The organism is Rahnella sp. GSA61A (assembly GCF_019969905.1).
In the GTDB taxonomy this organism is placed as follows: Bacteria; Pseudomonadota; Gammaproteobacteria; order Enterobacterales; family Enterobacteriaceae; genus Rahnella; species Rahnella aceris.
Genome location: NZ_JAHXYO010000002.1, coordinates 222,799 through 241,824, shown reverse-complemented (window position 1 = coordinate 241,824; position 19,026 = coordinate 222,799). Strand labels below are relative to the sequence as shown.

The 19,026-nt window shown below is 53.2% G+C and carries 15 protein-coding genes; 3 read left to right on the top strand and 12 right to left on the bottom strand.

Annotated features, from left to right (window positions below; all coding sequences use genetic code 11):
• Positions 1-11: 11 nt before the first annotated feature.
• The 5 genes from sucA to sdhC form a co-directional block, all read right to left on the bottom strand.
• The gene (gene sucA, locus LC431_RS03165; RefSeq protein ID WP_121020042.1) at positions 12-2,819 is read right to left on the bottom strand and encodes a 2-oxoglutarate dehydrogenase E1 component; all 2,808 of its coding nucleotides are present in this window, start codon (positions 2,817-2,819) and stop codon (positions 12-14) included.
• Between the two features lie 400 nt (positions 2,820-3,219).
• Positions 3,220-3,936 carry a succinate dehydrogenase iron-sulfur subunit gene (locus LC431_RS03160; RefSeq protein ID WP_013576440.1) on the bottom strand — a complete coding sequence of 239 codons (717 nt, stop codon included), beginning with the start codon at positions 3,934-3,936 and terminating at the stop codon, positions 3,220-3,222.
• A 19-nt stretch (positions 3,937-3,955) separates the two neighbouring features.
• A complete protein-coding gene (sdhA, locus tag LC431_RS03155) occupies positions 3,956-5,722 on the bottom strand; it encodes a succinate dehydrogenase flavoprotein subunit (protein WP_013576441.1) in 1,767 nt (588 codons plus the stop codon).
• A 3-nt stretch (positions 5,723-5,725) separates the two neighbouring features.
• Positions 5,726-6,073, bottom strand: coding sequence for a succinate dehydrogenase membrane anchor subunit (gene sdhD / locus LC431_RS03150; RefSeq protein ID WP_013576442.1), 348 nt, complete (start codon positions 6,071-6,073; stop codon positions 5,726-5,728).
• The gene (gene sdhC / locus LC431_RS03145; RefSeq protein WP_013576443.1) at positions 6,067-6,456 is read right to left on the bottom strand and encodes a succinate dehydrogenase cytochrome b556 subunit; all 390 of its coding nucleotides are present in this window, start codon (positions 6,454-6,456) and stop codon (positions 6,067-6,069) included. Before sdhC ends, sdhD begins: the two co-directional genes overlap by 7 nt.
• Positions 6,457-7,283: 827 nt before the next feature.
• Between sdhC and LC431_RS03140 the strand changes: the two genes are divergently transcribed.
• On the top strand, positions 7,284-8,567 hold the full coding sequence (locus tag LC431_RS03140) for a citrate synthase (RefSeq protein WP_013576444.1): 1,284 nt from the start codon (positions 7,284-7,286) through the stop codon (positions 8,565-8,567).
• 420 nt (positions 8,568-8,987) lie between these two features.
• Positions 8,988-11,756 carry an autotransporter outer membrane beta-barrel domain-containing protein gene (locus tag LC431_RS03135; RefSeq protein WP_223509250.1) on the top strand — a complete coding sequence of 923 codons (2,769 nt, stop codon included), beginning with the start codon at positions 8,988-8,990 and terminating at the stop codon, positions 11,754-11,756.
• A 50-nt stretch (positions 11,757-11,806) separates the two neighbouring features.
• On the opposite strand, the gene nei is transcribed toward LC431_RS03135, so the two are convergent.
• From nei to pxpB, 5 genes are read right to left on the bottom strand one after another with little or no spacing between them, the layout of a single operon-like run.
• A complete protein-coding gene (gene nei / locus LC431_RS03130; RefSeq protein ID WP_112151668.1) occupies positions 11,807-12,601 on the bottom strand; it encodes an endonuclease VIII in 795 nt (264 codons plus the stop codon).
• On the bottom strand, positions 12,601-13,251 hold the full coding sequence (pcp, locus tag LC431_RS03125) for a pyroglutamyl-peptidase I (protein WP_121019802.1): 651 nt from the start codon (positions 13,249-13,251) through the stop codon (positions 12,601-12,603). The genes nei and pcp overlap by 1 nt, the downstream gene beginning before the upstream one ends.
• 27 nt (positions 13,252-13,278) lie before the next feature.
• Positions 13,279-14,016 carry a 5-oxoprolinase subunit PxpA gene (pxpA, locus tag LC431_RS03120; protein ID WP_112198160.1) on the bottom strand — a complete coding sequence of 246 codons (738 nt, stop codon included), beginning with the start codon at positions 14,014-14,016 and terminating at the stop codon, positions 13,279-13,281.
• Positions 14,006-14,935: a 5-oxoprolinase subunit PxpC gene (gene pxpC / locus LC431_RS03115; RefSeq protein WP_112198161.1), complete on the bottom strand. Its 930-nt coding sequence runs from the start codon at positions 14,933-14,935 to the stop codon at positions 14,006-14,008. Before pxpC ends, pxpA begins: the two co-directional genes overlap by 11 nt.
• Positions 14,929-15,594 (bottom strand): 5-oxoprolinase subunit PxpB, encoded by a 666-nt coding sequence (pxpB, locus tag LC431_RS03110; RefSeq protein WP_223509248.1) that lies wholly within the window; start codon positions 15,592-15,594, stop codon positions 14,929-14,931. Before pxpB ends, pxpC begins: the two co-directional genes overlap by 7 nt.
• Positions 15,595-15,869: 275 nt before the next feature.
• Between pxpB and LC431_RS03105 the strand changes: the two genes are divergently transcribed.
• Positions 15,870-17,255: an MFS transporter gene (locus tag LC431_RS03105; RefSeq protein ID WP_254309119.1), complete on the top strand. Its 1,386-nt coding sequence runs from the start codon at positions 15,870-15,872 to the stop codon at positions 17,253-17,255.
• Here LC431_RS03105 and LC431_RS03100 read toward each other — a convergent pair.
• Both LC431_RS03100 and LC431_RS03095 read right to left on the bottom strand, forming a co-directional pair.
• Positions 17,252-17,995 carry a type 2 GTP cyclohydrolase I gene (locus LC431_RS03100; RefSeq protein ID WP_013576452.1) on the bottom strand — a complete coding sequence of 248 codons (744 nt, stop codon included), beginning with the start codon at positions 17,993-17,995 and terminating at the stop codon, positions 17,252-17,254. The two genes, LC431_RS03105 and LC431_RS03100, sit on opposite strands and share 4 nt — an antisense overlap.
• Before the next feature lie 26 nt (positions 17,996-18,021).
• Positions 18,022-19,005, bottom strand: a complete 984-nt coding sequence (locus LC431_RS03095) for an MBL fold metallo-hydrolase (protein ID WP_119261851.1) — start codon at positions 19,003-19,005, stop codon at positions 18,022-18,024.
• Positions 19,006-19,026: the final 21 nt, after the last annotated feature.

Below are 19,026 nucleotides of genomic sequence, written 5' to 3'. Positions count from 1 at the left end.
CACCGACGCGGTTATTTAACGTTCAGCGCATCGTTAACCAGATCTTGCTGTTGCTTCTGGTGAACGGACATGTAGCCCACTGCCGGAGAGGCAGAGGCCGGGCGTCCTGCGTAACGTAAAGAAGCCCCGAAAGGAATCACTTCACGGAAATTGTGCTGGCTGCAATACCACGCGCCCTGGTTCAGTGGCTCTTCCTGACACCAGACGAAATCATGAACGTGTGAGAATTTCTCAAGCACTTCCTGAATTGCCTTGTGCGGGAACGGGTAAAGCTGTTCGATGCGGACAATCGCCACATCGGTTTGCTCGTTTTTGCGACGTTGTTCCAGCAGGTCGTAATAAACCTTACCGGAGCACATCACCACGCGCTTAACCTGTTTCGGATCCAGTTCGTCGACTTCACCAATCGCTGGCAGGAAGCTGCCGTCAGCCAACTCATCAAGCGTAGAAACCGCCAGAGGATGACGCAACAGAGACTTCGGTGACATCACGATCAGCGGACGGCGCATACCGCGCAGTGCCTGACGGCGGATCATGTGGTAAACCTGCGCCGGGGTAGACGGGATACACACCTGCATATTTTGCTCAGCGCAAAGTTGCAGATAACGTTCCAGACGCGCGGAGGAGTGCTCCGGCCCCTGCCCTTCGTAGCCGTGCGGCAGCAGCATCACCAGACCACACATGCGGCCCCATTTCTGTTCGCCGGAACTGATGAACTGGTCGATAACCACCTGTGCACCGTTGGCGAAGTCACCGAACTGCGCTTCCCAGATGGTCAGGGTGCGCGGTTCAGCGGTCGCGTAACCGTATTCAAAGGCCAGCACCGCTTCTTCGGAAAGCACGGAATCCCAGACATTGAATTCGCCCTGGCTGTTATGAATATTGGCCAGCGGCACGTACACGGAACCGTTTTTCTGGTTATGGATCACCGCATGGCGATGGAAGAAGGTGCCGCGGCCGGTATCTTCACCGGAAAGACGAATCGGAATACCTTCATCTACCAGCGTAGCGTAGGCCAGATTTTCCGCGCCACCCCAGTCGAACTTCTTATTGCCTTCGGCCATCTCGTTACGGTCGCCGTAAATCTTGGCAACGCGGGATTGCATTTCGATCGCATCAGGCACATGGCTGACACGACGCGCCAGTTCCTGCAGGCGTTTCAGCTCGACCTTGTTCGGATAAGCCTCATCCCACTCATGATTCAGATACGGTGACCAGGTGAAAGTGTGCATGTCATTCTGACGCCACTCTTCCACTACGCATTCACCGGCATCCAGCGCATCGCGGTACAGGTTGACCATTTCCGTGGCATCTTCGAGGCTGGCTACGTTTTGCTCAGTCAGGACATCAGCATAAATCTTGCGTGGCGTCGGGTGTTTCTTGATCTTGTTGTACATCAGCGGCTGGGTTGCGCTAGGTTCGTCGGCCTCGTTATGGCCGTGGCGACGGTAGCAAACCAGGTCGATCATGACGTCACGTTTAAAGGTGTTACGGAAATCCAATGCCAGGCGGGTCACGAAAGCCACCGCTTCAGGGTCATCGGCATTGACGTGGAAAATCGGTGCCTGCACCATTTTCGCGATATCGGTACAGTAGTCGGTAGAACGCGCATCTTTCGGATTCGAGGTGGTGAAGCCCACCTGGTTATTAATGACGATACGCACGGTACCGCCCACTTCATAACCGCGTGCCAGCGACATGTTCAGGGTTTCCTGAACCACACCCTGACCGGTAATGGCCGCGTCACCGTGAATGGTGATTGGCAGAACCATGTTGCTGCGCGCTTCGTCCAGACGGTCACGACGGGCACGAACAGAACCGATGACCACCGGGCTGACGATTTCCAGGTGCGACGGGTTAAACGCCAGCGCCAGGTGAACCATACCGCCTTCGGTTTCCACATCAGACGAATACCCCATGTGGTATTTCACATCACCGGTGCCCAGGTGTTCTTTATGCTTACCGGAGAATTCGTCGAACAGGTCCTGAGGTTTTTTGCCCAGCACGTTGATCAGTACGTTCAGACGACCGCGGTGCGCCATACCCAGCACGACTTCGCGGGTTCCGTTTTTGCCGGCATGACGGATCATTTCTTTCAGCATCGGAACCAGCGCATCGCCACCTTCGAGTGAGAAGCGTTTTGCACCCGGGAATTTCGCCCCCAGATAACGCTCCAGACCTTCTGCTGCGGTCAGCTCTTTAAGAAACGTTTTCTTCTCATCATTGGTGAAACTCGCACGACCTGCCACGGATTCGATTCGCTGTTGGATCCAGCGTTTCTCTTCAGTGTTGGTAATGTGCATGTATTCCGCACCAATGGAACCGCAATAGGTTTGCTTCAGGGCTTTATACAGCTCGCCGAGCTGCATGGTTTCCTTGCCAATGGCAAATGAACCGACGTTGAAGGTTTCCTGGAAATCAGCTTCAGTCAGATGGTGGAACGCCGGGTCCAGATCAGGCACGGCGTCCAGCTTCCACAGGCCGAGGGGATCAAGGTTTGCATTCTGATGACCACGGAAGCGGAAGGCGTTGATTAACTGCAGCACCTTGACTTGCTTGGCATCCGTTTCCGGATCGCTGATGGAGGAGTTATAACGTGACGCGTCTTTCGCCAGGCGGCGGAAGTAGTCCCGAGTTTGAGAATGGAGTTGCTCTGGTTTCACACCCACTGTTGGTAGCTGTTTAAAAATCGAACGCCAGCTATCGTCAACGGAACCAGGATCGGTTAAGTAGTCTTCATAGAGTTGCTCTATGTAAGACTGGTTTGCACCCGCCAGATAGGAGGAATCCAGCCAGGCCTTCATTGCGCCGTTCTGCATCGTGATCCCTTAAGCTTTGAAGCTTTAGTTTTCGCCGTGGTTAATAATAATGACCGTGATACACCGCGGTAAAACGGTTTTCCATACTAAAACAGTTCGTTGGTTGAGCGGTTGGCTCTTCAAGGAACCTTCAGAAATCCGCCATGCGCGTGACTGATTTTTGAAGTTACCCTGCTTATTTCTGCTGCCTTTCGGGGGATTTTTATCTCCCGGTTTTTGACCCGGCTATCTTACTCCAGTCAGGCGCAACTTTGTTGCACTTGTTGCTACTTTGTTATTAAAAAATTAATTATTTGCTATCCCCACCTCAGTTACCACATTTGTAACTAAAGAAAGCGAAAAACCGGTGGTAACTAAATAACAGCGGGAACCTGAGTTCCCGCTGTGCGTGGCTTATCAATCAGGCACCGCGTTGTAGCAGCATCGATTTAATATGGCCGATAGCCTTGGTCGGGTTCAGCCCCTTTGGACATACACTCACACAGTTCATGATGCTGTGGCAGCGGAATACGCTGAAAGCATCATTCAGATCGTCAAGGCGCGATTGAGTCTCGGTATCGCGGCTGTCGATCAGGAAACGGTAAGCGGCCAGAAGGCCTGCCGGACCGACAAACTTGTCGGGATTCCACCAGAAAGACGGGCAGGACGTTGAACAGCAGGCGCAGAGAATACATTCGTACAATCCGTCCAGCTTTTCGCGGTCATCCGGCATTTGCAAATGTTCACGCGCCGGAGGATTTTTCCCATCATTCAACAAGTAAGGCTTAATCTTCTCATACTGCTTATAGAATTGTCCCATGTCTACTACAAGGTCACGGACAACCGGTAACCCCGGCAACGGACGGATTACAATTTTCTTGCTGCCGTTACGCAACGTCGAGACGGGTGTGATACACGCCAGGCCGTTTTTGCCGTTCATGTTGACGCCATCTGACCCGCAAACACCTTCACGGCATGAGCGGCGGAAAGCCAGCGTCGGATCCTGTTCTTTCAGCAAAATCAGCGCGTCGAGCAACATCATATCGCGCCCTTCTTTAGCTTCCAGCACGTAATCTTTCATGTACGGCACGTCATCAACGTCCGGGTTGTAGCGATAAATCGAAAATTCAATTTTCATAATCTGTCTCCGCTCCGCCCTAGTAAGTACGCGCTTTCGGCGGGAACGCCGCGCGAAGCTTAGGCTGCATGTTCACCTCACGGCGGGTCATGCTTTCTGTTTCTGGCTGATACAACGTGTGGCACAACCAGTTCGCATCATCACGCTCAGGGAAGTCGAAACGGCTGTGAGCACCACGGCTTTCAGTGCGGTAGTTTGCAGAGACAGCGGTGGAGAACGCAGTTTCCATCAGATTATCCAGTTCCAGACACTCAACGCGCTGGGTATTGAACTCTGAGGACGTATCATCCAGACGGGCAGATTTCAGACGCTCGCGGATCACTTTCAGTTCTTCCAGACCTTTCGCCATCGCATCACCTTCACGGAATACCGAGAAGTTGTTCTGCATGCACGATTGCAGGTCTTTACGGATAGCCACCGGATCTTCACCTGAACGGGTGTTGTTCCAGCGGTTCAGACGCTCCAGAGATACATCAATGTCGTCCTGAGAAGCATCACGGCTTTCGCCCTGCTCAGTGATAGATTCCTGCAGATGCATACCCGCTGCACGACCAAACACCACCAGATCCAGCAGTGAGTTACCACCAAGGCGGTTAGCGCCGTGAACCGATACGCAGGCGATTTCGCCGACCGCGAACAGCCCAGGGATCACTTCATCCTGACCCTGCGCGTTCACACGCAGCGCCTGACCGGTCACTTTGGTCGGAATACCGCCCATCATGTAGTGGCAGGTTGGGATAACAGGGATCGGTTCTTTCACCGGATCGACGTGTGCGAAGGTACGCGACAGTTCAAGGATGCCCGGCAGGCGGGATTCCAGAACGTCTTTACCCAGATGATCGAGTTTCAGTTTAGCGTGCGGGCCCCACGGACCTTCGCAGCCACGGCCTTCACGGATTTCGATCATGATGGAACGCGCCACCACGTCACGACCCGCCAGGTCTTTGGCATTCGGCGCATAACGTTCCATGAAACGTTCGCCGTCTTTATTGAGCAGATAACCGCCTTCACCACGGCAGCCTTCTGTCACCAGAACGCCTGCGCCGGCGATACCGGTCGGGTGGAACTGCCACATTTCCATGTCCTGCACCGGAACACCTGCACGTAACGCCATGCCAACACCGTCGCCAGTATTAATGTGGGCGTTGGTGGTGGACTGGTAAATACGGCCTGCGCCGCCGGTCGCCAGTACGGTGGCTTTGGCTTTGAAATACACCACTTCGCCGGTTTCAATACAGATTGCGGTACAGCCGACGATCGCGCCGTCCTGGTTTTTCACTAAATCCAGTGAATACCATTCAGAGAAAATCGTGGTGCCTTTTTTCAGGTTTTGCTGATACAGCGTGTGCAGCAAGGCGTGACCGGTACGGTCAGCGGCGGCCGCAGTACGTGCCGCCTGCTCGCCACCGAAGTTTTTCGACTGGCCGCCAAACGGACGCTGATAAATGCGGCCATCTTCAAGACGGGAGAAAGGCAGCCCCATGTGTTCGAGTTCCAGAATCGCTTCCGGCCCGGTTTTACACATATATTCAATGGCGTCCTGGTCACCGATATAGTCGGAACCTTTTACGGTGTCGTACATGTGCCATTCCCAGTCATCCTCATGGGTGTTACCCAGCGCGACGGTGATACCGCCCTGCGCGGACACCGTATGGGAGCGGGTCGGGAAGACTTTTGAAATCAGGGCGCAAGACAGCCCCATTTGTGAAATCTGTAACGCGGCACGCATACCGGCGCCACCTGCACCGATGACGACAGCATCAAACTCTCTGACTGGCAGATTCATTTACTACGCTCCCCAAACAACAATTGTTCCGTAAAGTAGGTAAACCACTAACACCACGACGATAGCCAGTTGCAGCATCAGCCGGACAGCCAGCGGTTTCACATAGTCCGTTAACACCTGCCACATGCCGATCCACGCGTGTATCAGAATTGAGAGCAGCGCCAGCAGTGTGAATACTTTGGTGATGGAGGAAGAGAAGAAGCCATGCCAGACATCAAATGTCAGTTCCTGAGCCAGAACCACGAAGCCCAGAATATAGAGGATATACAGGGTGAGGATAATTGCGGAAGCACGCAGTAACAGCCAGTCGTGCACACCATTACGCCCTAACGCAGAAACGTTGCTTACCATACGAGAACTCCAGCCAGAATTGACAGCACGACGGTCAGCCCGATTGCCACCTGGGCAGAACGGGTACCGGCAGCCAAACTCTCTTCGATATAGCCAAAATCCATCAGCAAATGGCGTACGCCACCGCAAACGTGATAGGCCAGCGCAGTGAGTATTCCCCAAAAGATGAATTTGACGAAGAAGCTATTCATGATGGCGGCAGCATGCGCAAACCCTTCAGGAGAAGAGAGAGACAGGCCTAACAGCCAGAGGAGGATACCGACGGCGACGAAGGTAATTACGCCAGAGACTCGGTGTAAGATGGACGCTATCGCAGTAACAGGAAACCGGATCGTTTGCAGATCCAGATTGACAGGTCTTTGTTTTTTCACGGTTTTGCCCACACAGCTCTTATTATTTTTCCTCCGGTCCGGAGCAGTATGTCAGACAGCACCCTTTCCTTCGTTCTTGTCGTTGTGGATGCGTTGACTTACCGCCTCCCCACAGAACCAATAACGTTGGAAAGCTGAGCTAAAAGCCCAACATTTCACGCGCTCAAACAACGACATCCGATGTGCTTAAACGGCGCAGAAATGTGTTTTCCTTTAAGTCCATTTTCATAAAATCTGAGACAAAAAAGAGAGTGCTGGGTGCTCCTACTTCGGATTGCCCGGAGACCTTGTAGGAGTATAGGTTGATCACATTCCTATTACAATTGCCCTACAAATGCTTTATTCACATTTCTCCGAAACAGTGAGTTAGCTCCCATTTTTCACAAAAGACACGAAATAAATTATCCAGTTTGACATTTGATCAACATTTCCATTACAAATGAACTATCCCTATAGGACTGTGATTCTGCGCACATACCGGCTTCGCCTTCACGCACCAAAATGGTGAAAGTTTCTGAAGAATCAGTGGATCACACAATCGCAATGCAGGGTCTTCCCTGACGGCTCAAGTTATGCAAAAGTGGTGATTGTGTAAATCCTCATACTCTTCACAGGTACTGAGCGACAGAACAGTAATGATTTACCGAATCGTTAACAACGATGAAACGCCGCTTGTTTGTCACAGAGCAGTCTGAGACTGCACTTCGACTCAGCTCTACGTTCCCTTCCCATTCGATCGCAGAGCTAAGGCTGACAATAATAATGACCTTACAAGGCGTCGCTTCCAGGCATTTCTGTTGTTACTGATTTTTAAAAATAAGGCGCTAAGGAGACTGTAAATGGCTGATAAGAAAGCGACACTTACCCTACAAGGTCACGACCCGATTGAACTAAACGTGCTGTCCGGCACACTGGGCCAGGATGAAGTGGATATCCGCACCCTCGGTTCTAAAGGTCTTTTCACTTATGACCCCGGTTTCACCTCTACTGCATCCTGCGAGTCCAAAATCACCTATATCGACGGTGACGAAGGCGTTCTGCTGCACCGTGGTTTCCCGATTGACCAGCTGGCACAGGAGTCCACTTTCCTTGAAGTGAGCTATCTGCTGCTGAACGGCGAAGTGCCGACTCAGAAACAGTACGATGAATTCAAAACCAATGTCACCCGTCACACCATGGTGCATGAGCAAATCACCCGTCTGTTCCACGGCTTCCGTCGCGACTCTCACCCGATGGCGGTCCTGTGTGGCGTCACCGGCGCGCTGGCCGCGTTTTATCACGACTCCATCGACGTAGAAAACGAACGTCACCGTGAAATCGCGGCTTACCGTCTGCTGTCTAAAATGCCGACCGTCGCTGCCATGTGTTACAAATATTCTATCGGCCAGCCGTTTGTATATCCGCGCAACGACCTGTCTTATGCCGGTAACTTCCTGCACATGATGTTCGCCACCCCATGTGAAGAATACAAAGTGAATCCGATTCTGGAACGCGCGATGGATCGTATTCTGATCCTGCACGCTGACCATGAGCAAAACGCCTCCACGTCCACCGTGCGTACCGCCGGTTCTTCTGGCGCTAACCCGTTCGCCTGTATTGCTGCAGGTATCGCGTCCTTGTGGGGACCGGCTCACGGCGGCGCGAACGAAGCTGCACTGAAAATGCTGGAAGAAATCAGCAGCGTTGATCACATCCCTGAATTTGTGAAACGTGCAAAAGACAAGAATGATTCTTTCCGCCTGATGGGCTTTGGTCACCGTGTTTACAAAAACTACGACCCGCGCGCAACCGTGATGCGTGAAACCTGTCATGAAGTGCTGAAAGAGTTGGATCTGAAAGACAACCTGCTGGAAGTAGCGATGGAGCTTGAACATATCGCGCTGAACGACCCGTACTTCATCGAGAAGAAACTGTACCCGAACGTCGATTTCTACTCCGGCATCATCCTGAAAGCCATGGGTATTCCCTCTTCCATGTTCACCGTGATCTTCGCGATGGCGCGTACTGTTGGCTGGATTGCTCACTGGAGCGAAATGCATCAGGAAGGTATCAAAATTGCCCGTCCTCGCCAGCTTTATACCGGCTATGACAAACGCGATTTCCATTCTCAGCTGAAAAAATAATTCCCTCCTGTCCTAATATACAAGGCCGATGAATAATTCATTGGCCTTTTTATTTATTCAACCCAAAGAGACCTTAATTATATATTAAGCATAAATTAACCATTCAATATATCAGTACCAATATTTGACGCTTATCCTTCCGTGATATACCATCCCCCGAAATTCATCTGACAATAAACTCATAGTCATCAACAATATGATTCATTGCAATCCGCCAATTAAAAAAGCGTATTAATGAAACATGTAAGATAAACACGCCATTATTAAAACAAAGGACATTTTGACATGGAAGAATATCGGGAACACCCGCGTTCATTTAAAAAAACATTATTATCTAGCGCCATCTTTAGTCTTTTATTACCGTCTTCTATTGCACTTGCAACAACCACATTTTCAACGGGCATAACCCCTGATGATGCCTTGAGTTTCGCTACGACGGGGGCGGGCGATCACGCTTACACCATCACCGGCGCGGGTACAGAAGTTATTGTTGATGGTGAAATCACTATTCCCGGAATACCTTCGCCAGTGCCCGTTCAATCCGTAGTTTCCACGACCGGCAGCGAAGCTTATGCATTCAATATTATTAGCGGAGGTAAGTTAATCCTTAATTATGCTGATGTCAGCACAACAGATTCCAGCAAAACATTTAACATTATTACTGGCGCATCAGCCGAAATTAATAATACCGACATCCGTACGGGCAAAGATGACAGCAGTGTTATTTATGTCTCAGATGTCGGTTCAACATTAACAGGTAATGATATACGTATCACCAGTGATGCCGCTCAGGCACAGGGAATTAATATCCAGTCGGGTGCATCGGTGAACCTGAGTAATGTAAACATAGAATTAACTAACGCAAAACATGCGCTCACCGTTTCTGACGCCTCATTGAGCATTGAAAATCTCACGGTTAAACAAAACTCTGCAGGTTCCCAAAATGTCATTTATGCGTCAGGTTCCAGCGATGCCAAAAGAACTACCGTTGACATAATAAACGGCAACGTCGAAATGACCGGCACTGACGATATCATGGTGAATAGCAACGCCTATAGCGATGTGACGTTGACAGGCGGGACCTACACCACGACAGGCAATAATAACATCGGTTTTTTTGCCAGTCAGGGCGCAACGCTAACGGCCAAAAATATAGTGCTCAAGACCGAAGGTACCCGTTCAGCCGCTGCTTTAGCCACAGGCTCCGGGGCTATGGCACTTGATACCGCTGAGATCACCACAACCGGTACGGGAAGTAATCTGCTGGTTGCGATGAATGATTCTACCCTTGATGCCAATGCGGTTACGGGGATTTCTACCGGCGAAGGGGCTTCCGCTGTCCGTTCCTACGCCAACAGCCAGATGACCATCAGCAACAGCGAGTTATCGGCCTCCGGTGCATTCGCAAATGGCATCTATACGCAGGGTTTTGATGCAGATCATCAGGCTATCGTGACGCTGGATAACAGCCTTGTCAGCAGCGCCACCAGTGAGGGAATACTGGCTGCAGGTGCCAATACCCGGATTAACGTGAACAACGGGTCAACCGTGCAAAGCGGAAACGGCATTCTGCTGAGAGCCGGAAGTTTCACAGATACTGATACGGGCGTTACCGCGCAAAGTCAGGTGAATTTATCTGCCAGTAATTCTTATATGGAAGGCGATATCATTGCCGATACCGGCAGTGTTGTGGATGTCTATCTTAACAGCGGCTCTGAATGGCAAGGCATCACCGCCAGTACCAACAGCATTAATATCGACGATTCCAGCCGGTGGACGCTGACCGGTGATTCCACGATTTCGCAGATGAACTCCGGTGGCACCACGTTCTTCACACATAACGGTAATGAATACTCTGAACTTACCGTGAACAGCAATATGACCGGCGACGGCACATACCGTATCAATACCTATCTGGATGACAGCAACTCGCCGACAGACAAGATCCACGTAACGGGCGACATTACCGGTCAAAATACCTTGTTTGTCACCAGCACAGGCGGCAACGGTAACTATACACAGGGCAACGGGATTGAAGTGGTTACCGTGGATGGAACCAATACACAGGGAACCAATGCCTTCACGCTGGGGAATTCTGTCTCAGCGGGTGCGTTCAACTACGGGCTGCGTAAAGGTGATATCACCACCGGTGAGGGTGAAAACTGGTATCTGAGCACCTGCGCTAATTATGATTGTTCAACGCCGATCCCTGCCCCTGCGCCTGACGCCAATCCTGATGTGAACCCAACTCCGACGCCATCCGACGACATCCAGCCGTGGCGTGAGGAAGTGCCGGGATATATCGCGGCACCGGCGCTGAATATGCAGTATGGCTTTGATGCGATTGGCACTTATCACCAGCGTACCGGCGGTGATGTGCTGCATAAAGACGGCGCATGGGGTCGGATTGTCGGTACTCACACCGAGAATGACGCAGGCCGTTACAGCTATGATACCGATACCTGGTATGCGCAGTTGGGTATGGATCTGATATGGGATAAAAACGAAGAAAACACCGAACGCAGTGCCGGTATTCTCGTGACACTCGGACGTCAGAATACCGACGCGGAAGACAGCCTTCGCAGCAATAACCCGATATATTCCGTACAAGCTGGCAGTGTAGACAGCGACATCTACAGCCTCGGCGGTTACTACACGCTAAAAGCGCAGGATGGCGGCTACATTGACGCGGTGGGTATGGGCAGCTGGTATAAAAACAGCTATGACAGCACGCATGATGCCGATCAGGACGGTTATGGCGTTGCGTTATCAGTAGAAGCAGGCAAACCCTTTACACTGCATGAAAATCTGAAAATTGAACCTCAGGCGCAGGTGATTTATCAGTATCTGAATCTGGAAGATTTCAACGATGGCATCAGCAATGTCTCCGGCGTATCAACCAGTAATGCGCAGGCACGCGGCGGTGTGCGGTTGTTCATGGATAATCCAACCTGGACGCCTTATCTGACGCTGGATGCCGTCACGACTATTGGCGATGAACCCGAAGTACAATTCGCGACTCAACGGCTTAAAGCGGAATTCAGCGACAACTGGTGGCAGACTGGCGCAGGGCTGGCGGGCAAACTCAGTGAAAACACCACGATTTATACAGACGTCCGCTACCAGAAAGGATTTGATTCAGATCTGGAAGGTTACAGCGGTAATCTGGGTATCAAAGTGAATTTCTGATTCTGAAAACACTGAGCAAGGGCACTCCGGTGCCCTTTTCTTTTTATCTTTCAGACCTGACACACCGGACACCAGAAGAATGGTCGCGATGACACACTGGTTTTCATGATCGGATCGCCGCAACGTTCACATGGCTGGCCTGTGCGGCCAAATACCTTAAAACGGAACAGCGCGCCGTGATGCACATTTTCATCCATCGTACCTCGCGTGGCGTACGACAACCGCGCAACAGACAAACAGGCATCGGCCAGCGCATCCCGTTCCGTGTCATTCAGCTCTTTCGGTTTATGATCCGGCAGCAGTTTCGCCAGCCAGAGAATTTCCGCCCGCAGATAATTCCCCAACCCGGCCAGAAAAGCCTGATCCAGCAACATTCCGCCTAACTGCCGGTTGCAGAATTTAGGCGAAAGTAACCGTTCACGTACCTGTGCGACCGTCAACGTCTCATCCAGCACGTCGGGGCCGATACGTTGCAGGAACGGATGCTTTTCGATTTCCGCCGTATCGTAAATACTGATTTCGGACGCGCTGTAGAGCAAAATCGCCGCTTCGGTGGTTTCCAGCTTTACCCGCAGCGAGCGTTTGGTTTCTTTCTCCACTTCACCGGCATTGACCACCCGCCAGACGCCGTAAAGCTGATTGTGGCTGTACAACGTCAGTCCGTTGGAAAAGTGCGTCAGCAGGGCTTTCCCCCGCGTTTCAATCGACGTGATTCTGGTTCCACGCAGCGCTGACTGATAAGGTTTCAGGGCCGGAAACGCAAACCAGACATCCGTCAGAGGCTTATTCACTACCGCCGTAGCCAGCACATCGGCCGCACGGCGAATTTCAGGACCTTCAGGCATCAGTGAGTCGCACCCCCGGCAATTTTCAAATCTTGTTCCGTGTGCAGCGCGATGGCGATCGTCAGCTCAAGGGCGTTCAGAACAGTATGTACTGACATACTTGGCGCCCCCGGATGATGCGCGGCCTGTTCAGGCAGGTAAGGAATATGGATAAAACCGCCCTTCACCACCTTACAGGCAGGCTGCGCCAGACGATGCATCAGGCCGTACATCACGTGGTTACAGACATAGGTACCGGCGGTTTGCGACACCGATGCAGGGATCCCCGACTCGCGTAATCCGTTGACAATTGTCTTGAGCGGCAGAGTAGAAAAATACGCCGCCGGGCCGTCGCTGACAATCACCTCATCCACCGGCTGATTGCCGTCGTTATCGGCAATACGCGCGTCATCGACGTTGATCGCCACGCGTTCGATGCTGAAATCATTGCGGCCACCGGCCTGTCCGACGCAGATCACCATTTCCGGCAGCACTTCATCGATCGCCGCATTCAGCGCATCAATGGCTTTGCCGAACACGCACGGCAACTGACGAACCACAATCTGCGCGCCCGACAATTCCAGGTCGCCCAGTTGCTTTACTACTTCCCATGATGGATTAACGCGCTCGCCGCCAAAAGGCTCAAAACCGGTGACTAAAACTTTACGCATAGAGGTACTCCTCAGATTCTGCAAAAATCAGCCTGCGCTGATCTGAATATCCTGTTCAGCAAACGCGTGCCTCAACCGGCGGGCAAACGTCAGCGCGTGCTCACCATCACCATGCAGACAGACAGTTTCCGCATTAACGGGCACCCAGACACCTTCGCGGCTGAGCACTTTTTGTTGCTGTATCATCGACAATGTCTGATCCAACGCCAGTTCGTCGCTTTCGATCATCGCATCCGGCTGAGTGCGCGGCACCAGTGATCCGTTGTTCTGATAACGCCGGTCAGCGAACACTTCCTGACGGGTTTGCAGGCCAAGGCGTTCGCCAGCACGAATTAATTCGCTGCCCGCCAGCCCGACCAGACGCAATGCCGGATCCACCGCATGTACCGCTCGGGCGATGGCATCCGCCAGCACGGCGTCGGTTGCTGCCTGGTTGTACAACATGCCGTGCGGCTTTACATGCACCATGTGTCCGCCTTCCGCACGGGTGATGGCAGCCAGCGCACCCAGCTGATACACCACCTGCGCATACACGGTTTCGGCAGGGAGTTGCATGGCGGTGCGGCCAAAATTTTCCCGATCAGGGAAACTCGGGTGCGCGCCAATCGCCACACCGTATTTCAGCGCCCGGCGCACGGATTGCTGCATGGTCTGCGCGTCACCGGCATGAAATCCGCAGGCGATATTGGCTGAACTGACGAGCTGCAACAGCGCCTCGTCATTCCCACAGCCTTCGCCTAAATCGGCGTTAAGATCAATAACCATGCAGCCCCCGTTTAATCTGTTCGATAAAGAGTGATTGCTCACGTAAGGCCTTCTGCGCGTCTTCCGGTGTGCATTTGACGAAATGAATCGGTTCGCCCAGGCGGATTTGCGCCAGATTATACAAATCCGCCTCAATAACACAGGCAATACGCGGATAGCCGCCAGTGGTCTGAGCATCGGCCATCAGAACAATCGGCTGGCCACCATGTGGCACCTGCACCACGCCCGGCAATAAGCCGTGCGACAGCATTTCACGGTCAGTTTCGCGTTTCAGGGTATGCCCGTGCAGACGGTATCCCATACGGTTACTTTGCGGGCTGAGCTGCCAGGCGGCGCGCCAGAATTCATCGCGCGACTTCTCGCTGAATTCCTGATACTCCGGCCCCGGCAATGCACGAATGCGGTTGCCAAACAGCAGTTGTTTAATGCCACCGGTTTTTTGCGGTTGCCGGAACGAATCACCGATGGGCAACATATCGCCATCCTGCAACGGACGCCCGTGGAAACCGCCGAATTTGGCTTTCAGATCGGTACTGCGTGATCCCATAACTTCCGGCACATCGATGCCGCCGGAAACTGCCAGATAGCTGCGCATGCCGCGGGTGGGCATTTTCAGAGTCAGCACCTGCCCCGGTTTCACTTCGTAACACCAGCCGGTCCACACCTCTTTACCATCAAGTTGTGCGTGACAACCGGCGCCGGTCAGCGCGATCCAGCCTTCGCGGTGAAACCCGGCACTGAACTGACCGAGGGTAATTTCCAGCGCAGCCGCATTTTCGTCATTGCCAACCAGCAGATTGGCAGACCGCAGCGCCGGGGCATCCAGCGCGCCGGACTGACTGACGCCCTGCTGGCGGTAACCATTGCGGCCTAAATCCTGCACCGTGGACAACATCCCGGCGCGTAAAACCTTCAGCATACGCCCTCCTTCTGTGGCACAAAACGCACGCTGTCGCCCGGCAGCAATAATGTCGGCTGTTCCCGCAGCGGATCAAACATCGCGATGAGCGACTGGCCGATCAGTTGCCAGCCCCCCGGTGTCTCAAGAGGATAAATACCTGTCTGACTGCCGCCAATGCCAACCGAACCCGCAGGCACTGACAGGCGCGGTTCGCCGTGACGTGGCGTGGCAAGTGTCGCAGGCATGCCGCCCAGATAAGGGAAACCTGGCTGGAAACCGAGAAAATAGACGATGTAATCAGCACCTGCATGACATTCGACGACCTGCCGCGGCGTCATGCCGGTATGACGCGCCACGTTGTCCAAATCCGGTCCCTGCGTACCCCCGTAAATCACCGGAATTTCAATCAGCCGCGATTCAGGCTCAATGGCTTCGCTTTCTTCCCACCAGTTTTGCAGACGCTCAATGGCATCCAGCGCCGAACTTTGCGCCTCGGAGAGTAATACCGTCAGATTATTCATGCCGGGAATGACTTCACGCACGCCCGGATACGCGGCGCGATCCTGTAAACGTTGCGTCAGCCCCCAGATCCGTTGCTGGCTTACCAGTGATACCGGGGGTTCAAGTTCCAGCACTACCGCGCGTTCGCCCAGCAGGTAACATCGTGCTCGTTGCACTCAGGCACTCCTTAAAGAAGGGTTGTGGATCATTGGGTTATTCATCGAATCAATAGCGTGAGATTTGTTATCAGTTATGCGTGAAACAGAGTGCTGATGTCAACTCATCTGCCTCTTCGCGCAGGTGACGGAGGTTTCGCCCGCCGCCCGCAACTGCTACTCTCAGAAACGTTGCTGTTTTTTAGCGTTTGGATAACGCCTTCGTTACACAATAGGGATGGCCTGTGAGAAAACCATTAGCACTCTTTTTTCCGCTCTACACCACGACATTACTGATGTTACTGGGTTCCGGCCTGCTGACGACTTACATTTCCCTGCGTCTTTCCGCGATTCATGTCAGCGGCGCGATGATCGGGGCGATCATCGCAGCCAACTACATCGGGCTGGTGATCGGCGGCAAAGTCGGCCATATCCTGATCGCCCGCGTCGGCCATATTCGTGCCTACGTTTCCTGCTCCGGCATTATCACCGCCGCCGTGCTGGGCCATGGCCTGACTGACATCATCCCGGTCTGGGTGGTGCTGCGCCTGATCATCGGCTTATGCATGATGGTGCAATATATGGTGCTGGAAAGCTGGCTCAACGATCAGGCCGAAGCCAGTCAGCGCGGCGTGGTATTCGGCTTTTATATGGTGGCGTCTTATCTCGGGATGGCGCTTGGTCAGGTCGTACTGATGCTCAACAGCGATTTAGGCGTCAGTACGCTTATCGTTATTGCCTTGTGTTTTGCCCTGTGCCTGGTGCCGATTGCGCTGACTACACGCACCAACGTCGGCCATATGTCGCCAGCGCCGATGGAACTGAAATTCTTTATTGGTGCTATCCCCAAAGTGCTGGCTATAACGTTGCTGATTGGCATGGTTGTCGGTTCGTTCTACGGGCTGGCGCCGATTTACACCAGCCAGCAATCGCTGAGCACACAACAAACCGGTCTGTTTATGGCGCTGGCGATTTTCGCCGGGCTGCTGGCACAGTTCCCGCTCAGCTGGCTTTCCGACCGCTATAACCGCAACATGCTGATGCGCATAAACGCCATCCTGCTGGCCGTTACTGCCCTGCCACTGGCGTTGTTCAGCCACATCTCATTCCCGCTGTTGCTCGCCATTGGTTTTGTCGTCAGCCTGATGCAGTTCACGTTGTACCCGCTGATCGTCGCACTCGCCAATGACATGATCGAACCGGAGCGTCGCGTCTCGCTTTCAGCCTGTCTGCTGATGGCTTTTGGCGTCGGCGCCTGTATCGGCCCGCTGGCGGTAGGCGCGCTGATCGAACCGCTGGGTGGCAATATCCTGTATGCGTTTTTTGCCCTGTGCGGTGCCGGGATTGTGGCACTGAGCCGGACGTCGAAAAAGGAAGAAGAAACACAGATGGCGGTCGATGCACCGGTTCCGCACATCGCCATGCCGGACAGCCTGAGCAGTTCCCCGCTCTCGCCTGCGCTAAACCCGGCGTTTGACGAACAGATGATTCAGGAAACCATGCCCGCACCGGAAAACGTGGTGGAACCGCAGGTTGAGGAAAGCGAAGCCGCAGAGGAAGAAGAAGAGGAAAGCAAGTATCCACCGCAGGGCGCAGACCCCGAAGTGGATACCGGATTACAGCGGGCGTTCACCCTGCTGGAAGACAACGTTTCTGAAGAGACGGTCGAAAAGAAAAATTAGGCAGGATTGTCGATGTCGATGAACATGACGTCTAACCCGTGTTCCGCTGCCAGCCATTCGCCCAGCGCTTTCACGCCATAACGTTCGGTGGCGTGATGGCCTGCGGCAAAGAAATGCAGGCCCATTTCACGGGCAATATGAATGGTTTGTTCAGACACTTCGCCGCTGATAAAGGCATCGACGCCAAATTCTGCGGCTTTCTGAATGTAGCCCTGACCGCCACCGGAACACCATGCCACGCGACGGATTTCGGCAGGTGCATTCTGTGAACTGTGCAGCACGTTGCGATCCAGCGTCACTTCAATGCGCTGGCGGAATGCTTCACCGGTCAGTGGTTTTTCCAGCTCGCCCCACGGCAACAGCAGGGCAATTTCCCCCTGCACGTCGATACCGAACAGTTTCGCCAGTTGCGCGTTATTCCCCAGCTCCGGATGGCCGTCCAGCGGCAGATGGTAGGCGTACATATTGGTATCCGTTGCCAGCAACGTCTTAAGACGGTTACGCTTCATGCCGCGGATTTCAGCCGGTTCGTCTTTCCAGAAATAACCGTGATGCACCAGAACCGCATCAGCTTCGACAGCAATCGCGGCATCCAGCAGATCCTGCGACGCCGTCACGCCGGTCACCACGCGCTGCACTTCACGACGCCCTTCAACCTGCAATCCGTTCGGTGCGTAATCTTTGTAATTGCTGATATCCAGTTTCTGATTAATCAGCTTTTCAAGCTGGAGATTATTCATGGCGTTTCTCGTTATTAATGGATGGTCTACTTGATCTCTAATTTATCACCCTGCGCCATCCTGACAAAATTCACGCCCAGATTATTCCCTTTTTCCAGCTGCGCCATGATCGCCTGTTCAGGATCTGCCCCGGCTTTCAGGCTGGGCTTAACGTGGCTGATAATCACCGTCAGGCCTTTCAGCGAACCTTCGCCACCGGCGTATTGTTGCAGCGTTCCCAGCTCTTTCAGCAGCCAGTCCGGCGTCAGATGCCCAAACAGTTTGCTGTCGGGTACGCCATCGGGATACGACGTTTCGATAATCAGCCCTTTCAGCCGTTGTGCTTTCACTTCATCGCCCAGCACGCGCCACACGGTATCGAGATTTTTTGATTTCTCGACTTCATCCGGACCGGTGTCGCCGAAGAAGGCAAAAGACTGATTATTGCGGCTGACCAGGATCATGCTGGATGGCGTACCGCCGTGACTCAGAGGATAAATAATGCCGTCCAGACCGGTCAGCCCGAGAGAAAATCTCTGTGCCGGACGCTGCTGGTTGAGGCGATAGGTGCCGATACGTAAACCACTGCCGGAGTCGGTAAAGTTCGGCCAGACGCGACCATTGAAATAATGCTGCCGCAGCGTGCCAATGGTATCGGCCATGCCGTAAATCGGTTTTTTGCTGTCTTCCGGCGAGCTGATAATCAACCCTGCAAGATGGTCGAGATGACCGTGACTGATAAAGTATCCGCCAATCAGGTTACGGAAAACCGCGCCCTGCGGGGTCAGCGGTGCGGCATTTTCGGCGGTGACCTGCGGAAAACTGCCTTTCTCCAGCGCCTTGCGGATGCCCGGTAAAACAGAACCGGCATCCAGTCCGAGATAGAGTTTTTGATCGTCACTTCGGATCAGATAGGAGGTGAGGTTACCTTCTTCGACGCCGCCGTTCACGCCGAGCGCCACAACATCAAATCCCGCGTTGGCCTGGCCCGCCCAGCATGCCAGCATCATCGCCAGCAGGTATTTTTTCATCACATCGCTCCTTGTCGTGGT

Bases quoted from the DNA above. Each gene is read 5' to 3' on its own strand.
- sucA (WP_121020042.1), bottom strand. From the start codon at position 2,819: ATGCAGAACGGCGCAATGAAGGCCTGGCTGGATTCCTCCTATCTGGCG.
- LC431_RS03160 (WP_013576440.1), bottom strand. From the start codon at position 3,936: ATGAAAATTGAATTTTCGATTTATCGCTACAACCCGGACGTTGATGAC.
- sdhA (WP_013576441.1), bottom strand. From the start codon at position 5,722: ATGAATCTGCCAGTCAGAGAGTTTGATGCTGTCGTCATCGGTGCAGGT.
- sdhD (WP_013576442.1), bottom strand. From the start codon at position 6,073: ATGGTAAGCAACGTTTCTGCGTTAGGGCGTAATGGTGTGCACGACTGG.
- LC431_RS03140 (WP_013576444.1), top strand. From the start codon at position 7,284: ATGGCTGATAAGAAAGCGACACTTACCCTACAAGGTCACGACCCGATT.
- nei (WP_112151668.1), bottom strand. From the start codon at position 12,601: ATGCCTGAAGGTCCTGAAATTCGCCGTGCGGCCGATGTGCTGGCTACG.
- pcp (WP_121019802.1), bottom strand. From the start codon at position 13,251: ATGCGTAAAGTTTTAGTCACCGGTTTTGAGCCTTTTGGCGGCGAGCGC.
- pxpA (WP_112198160.1), bottom strand. From the start codon at position 14,016: ATGGTTATTGATCTTAACGCCGATTTAGGCGAAGGCTGTGGGAATGAC.
- pxpC (WP_112198161.1), bottom strand. From the start codon at position 14,935: ATGCTGAAGGTTTTACGCGCCGGGATGTTGTCCACGGTGCAGGATTTA.
- LC431_RS03105 (WP_254309119.1), top strand. From the start codon at position 15,870: ATGTTACTGGGTTCCGGCCTGCTGACGACTTACATTTCCCTGCGTCTT.
- LC431_RS03100 (WP_013576452.1), bottom strand. From the start codon at position 17,995: ATGAATAATCTCCAGCTTGAAAAGCTGATTAATCAGAAACTGGATATC.
- LC431_RS03095 (WP_119261851.1), bottom strand. From the start codon at position 19,005: ATGAAAAAATACCTGCTGGCGATGATGCTGGCATGCTGGGCGGGCCAG.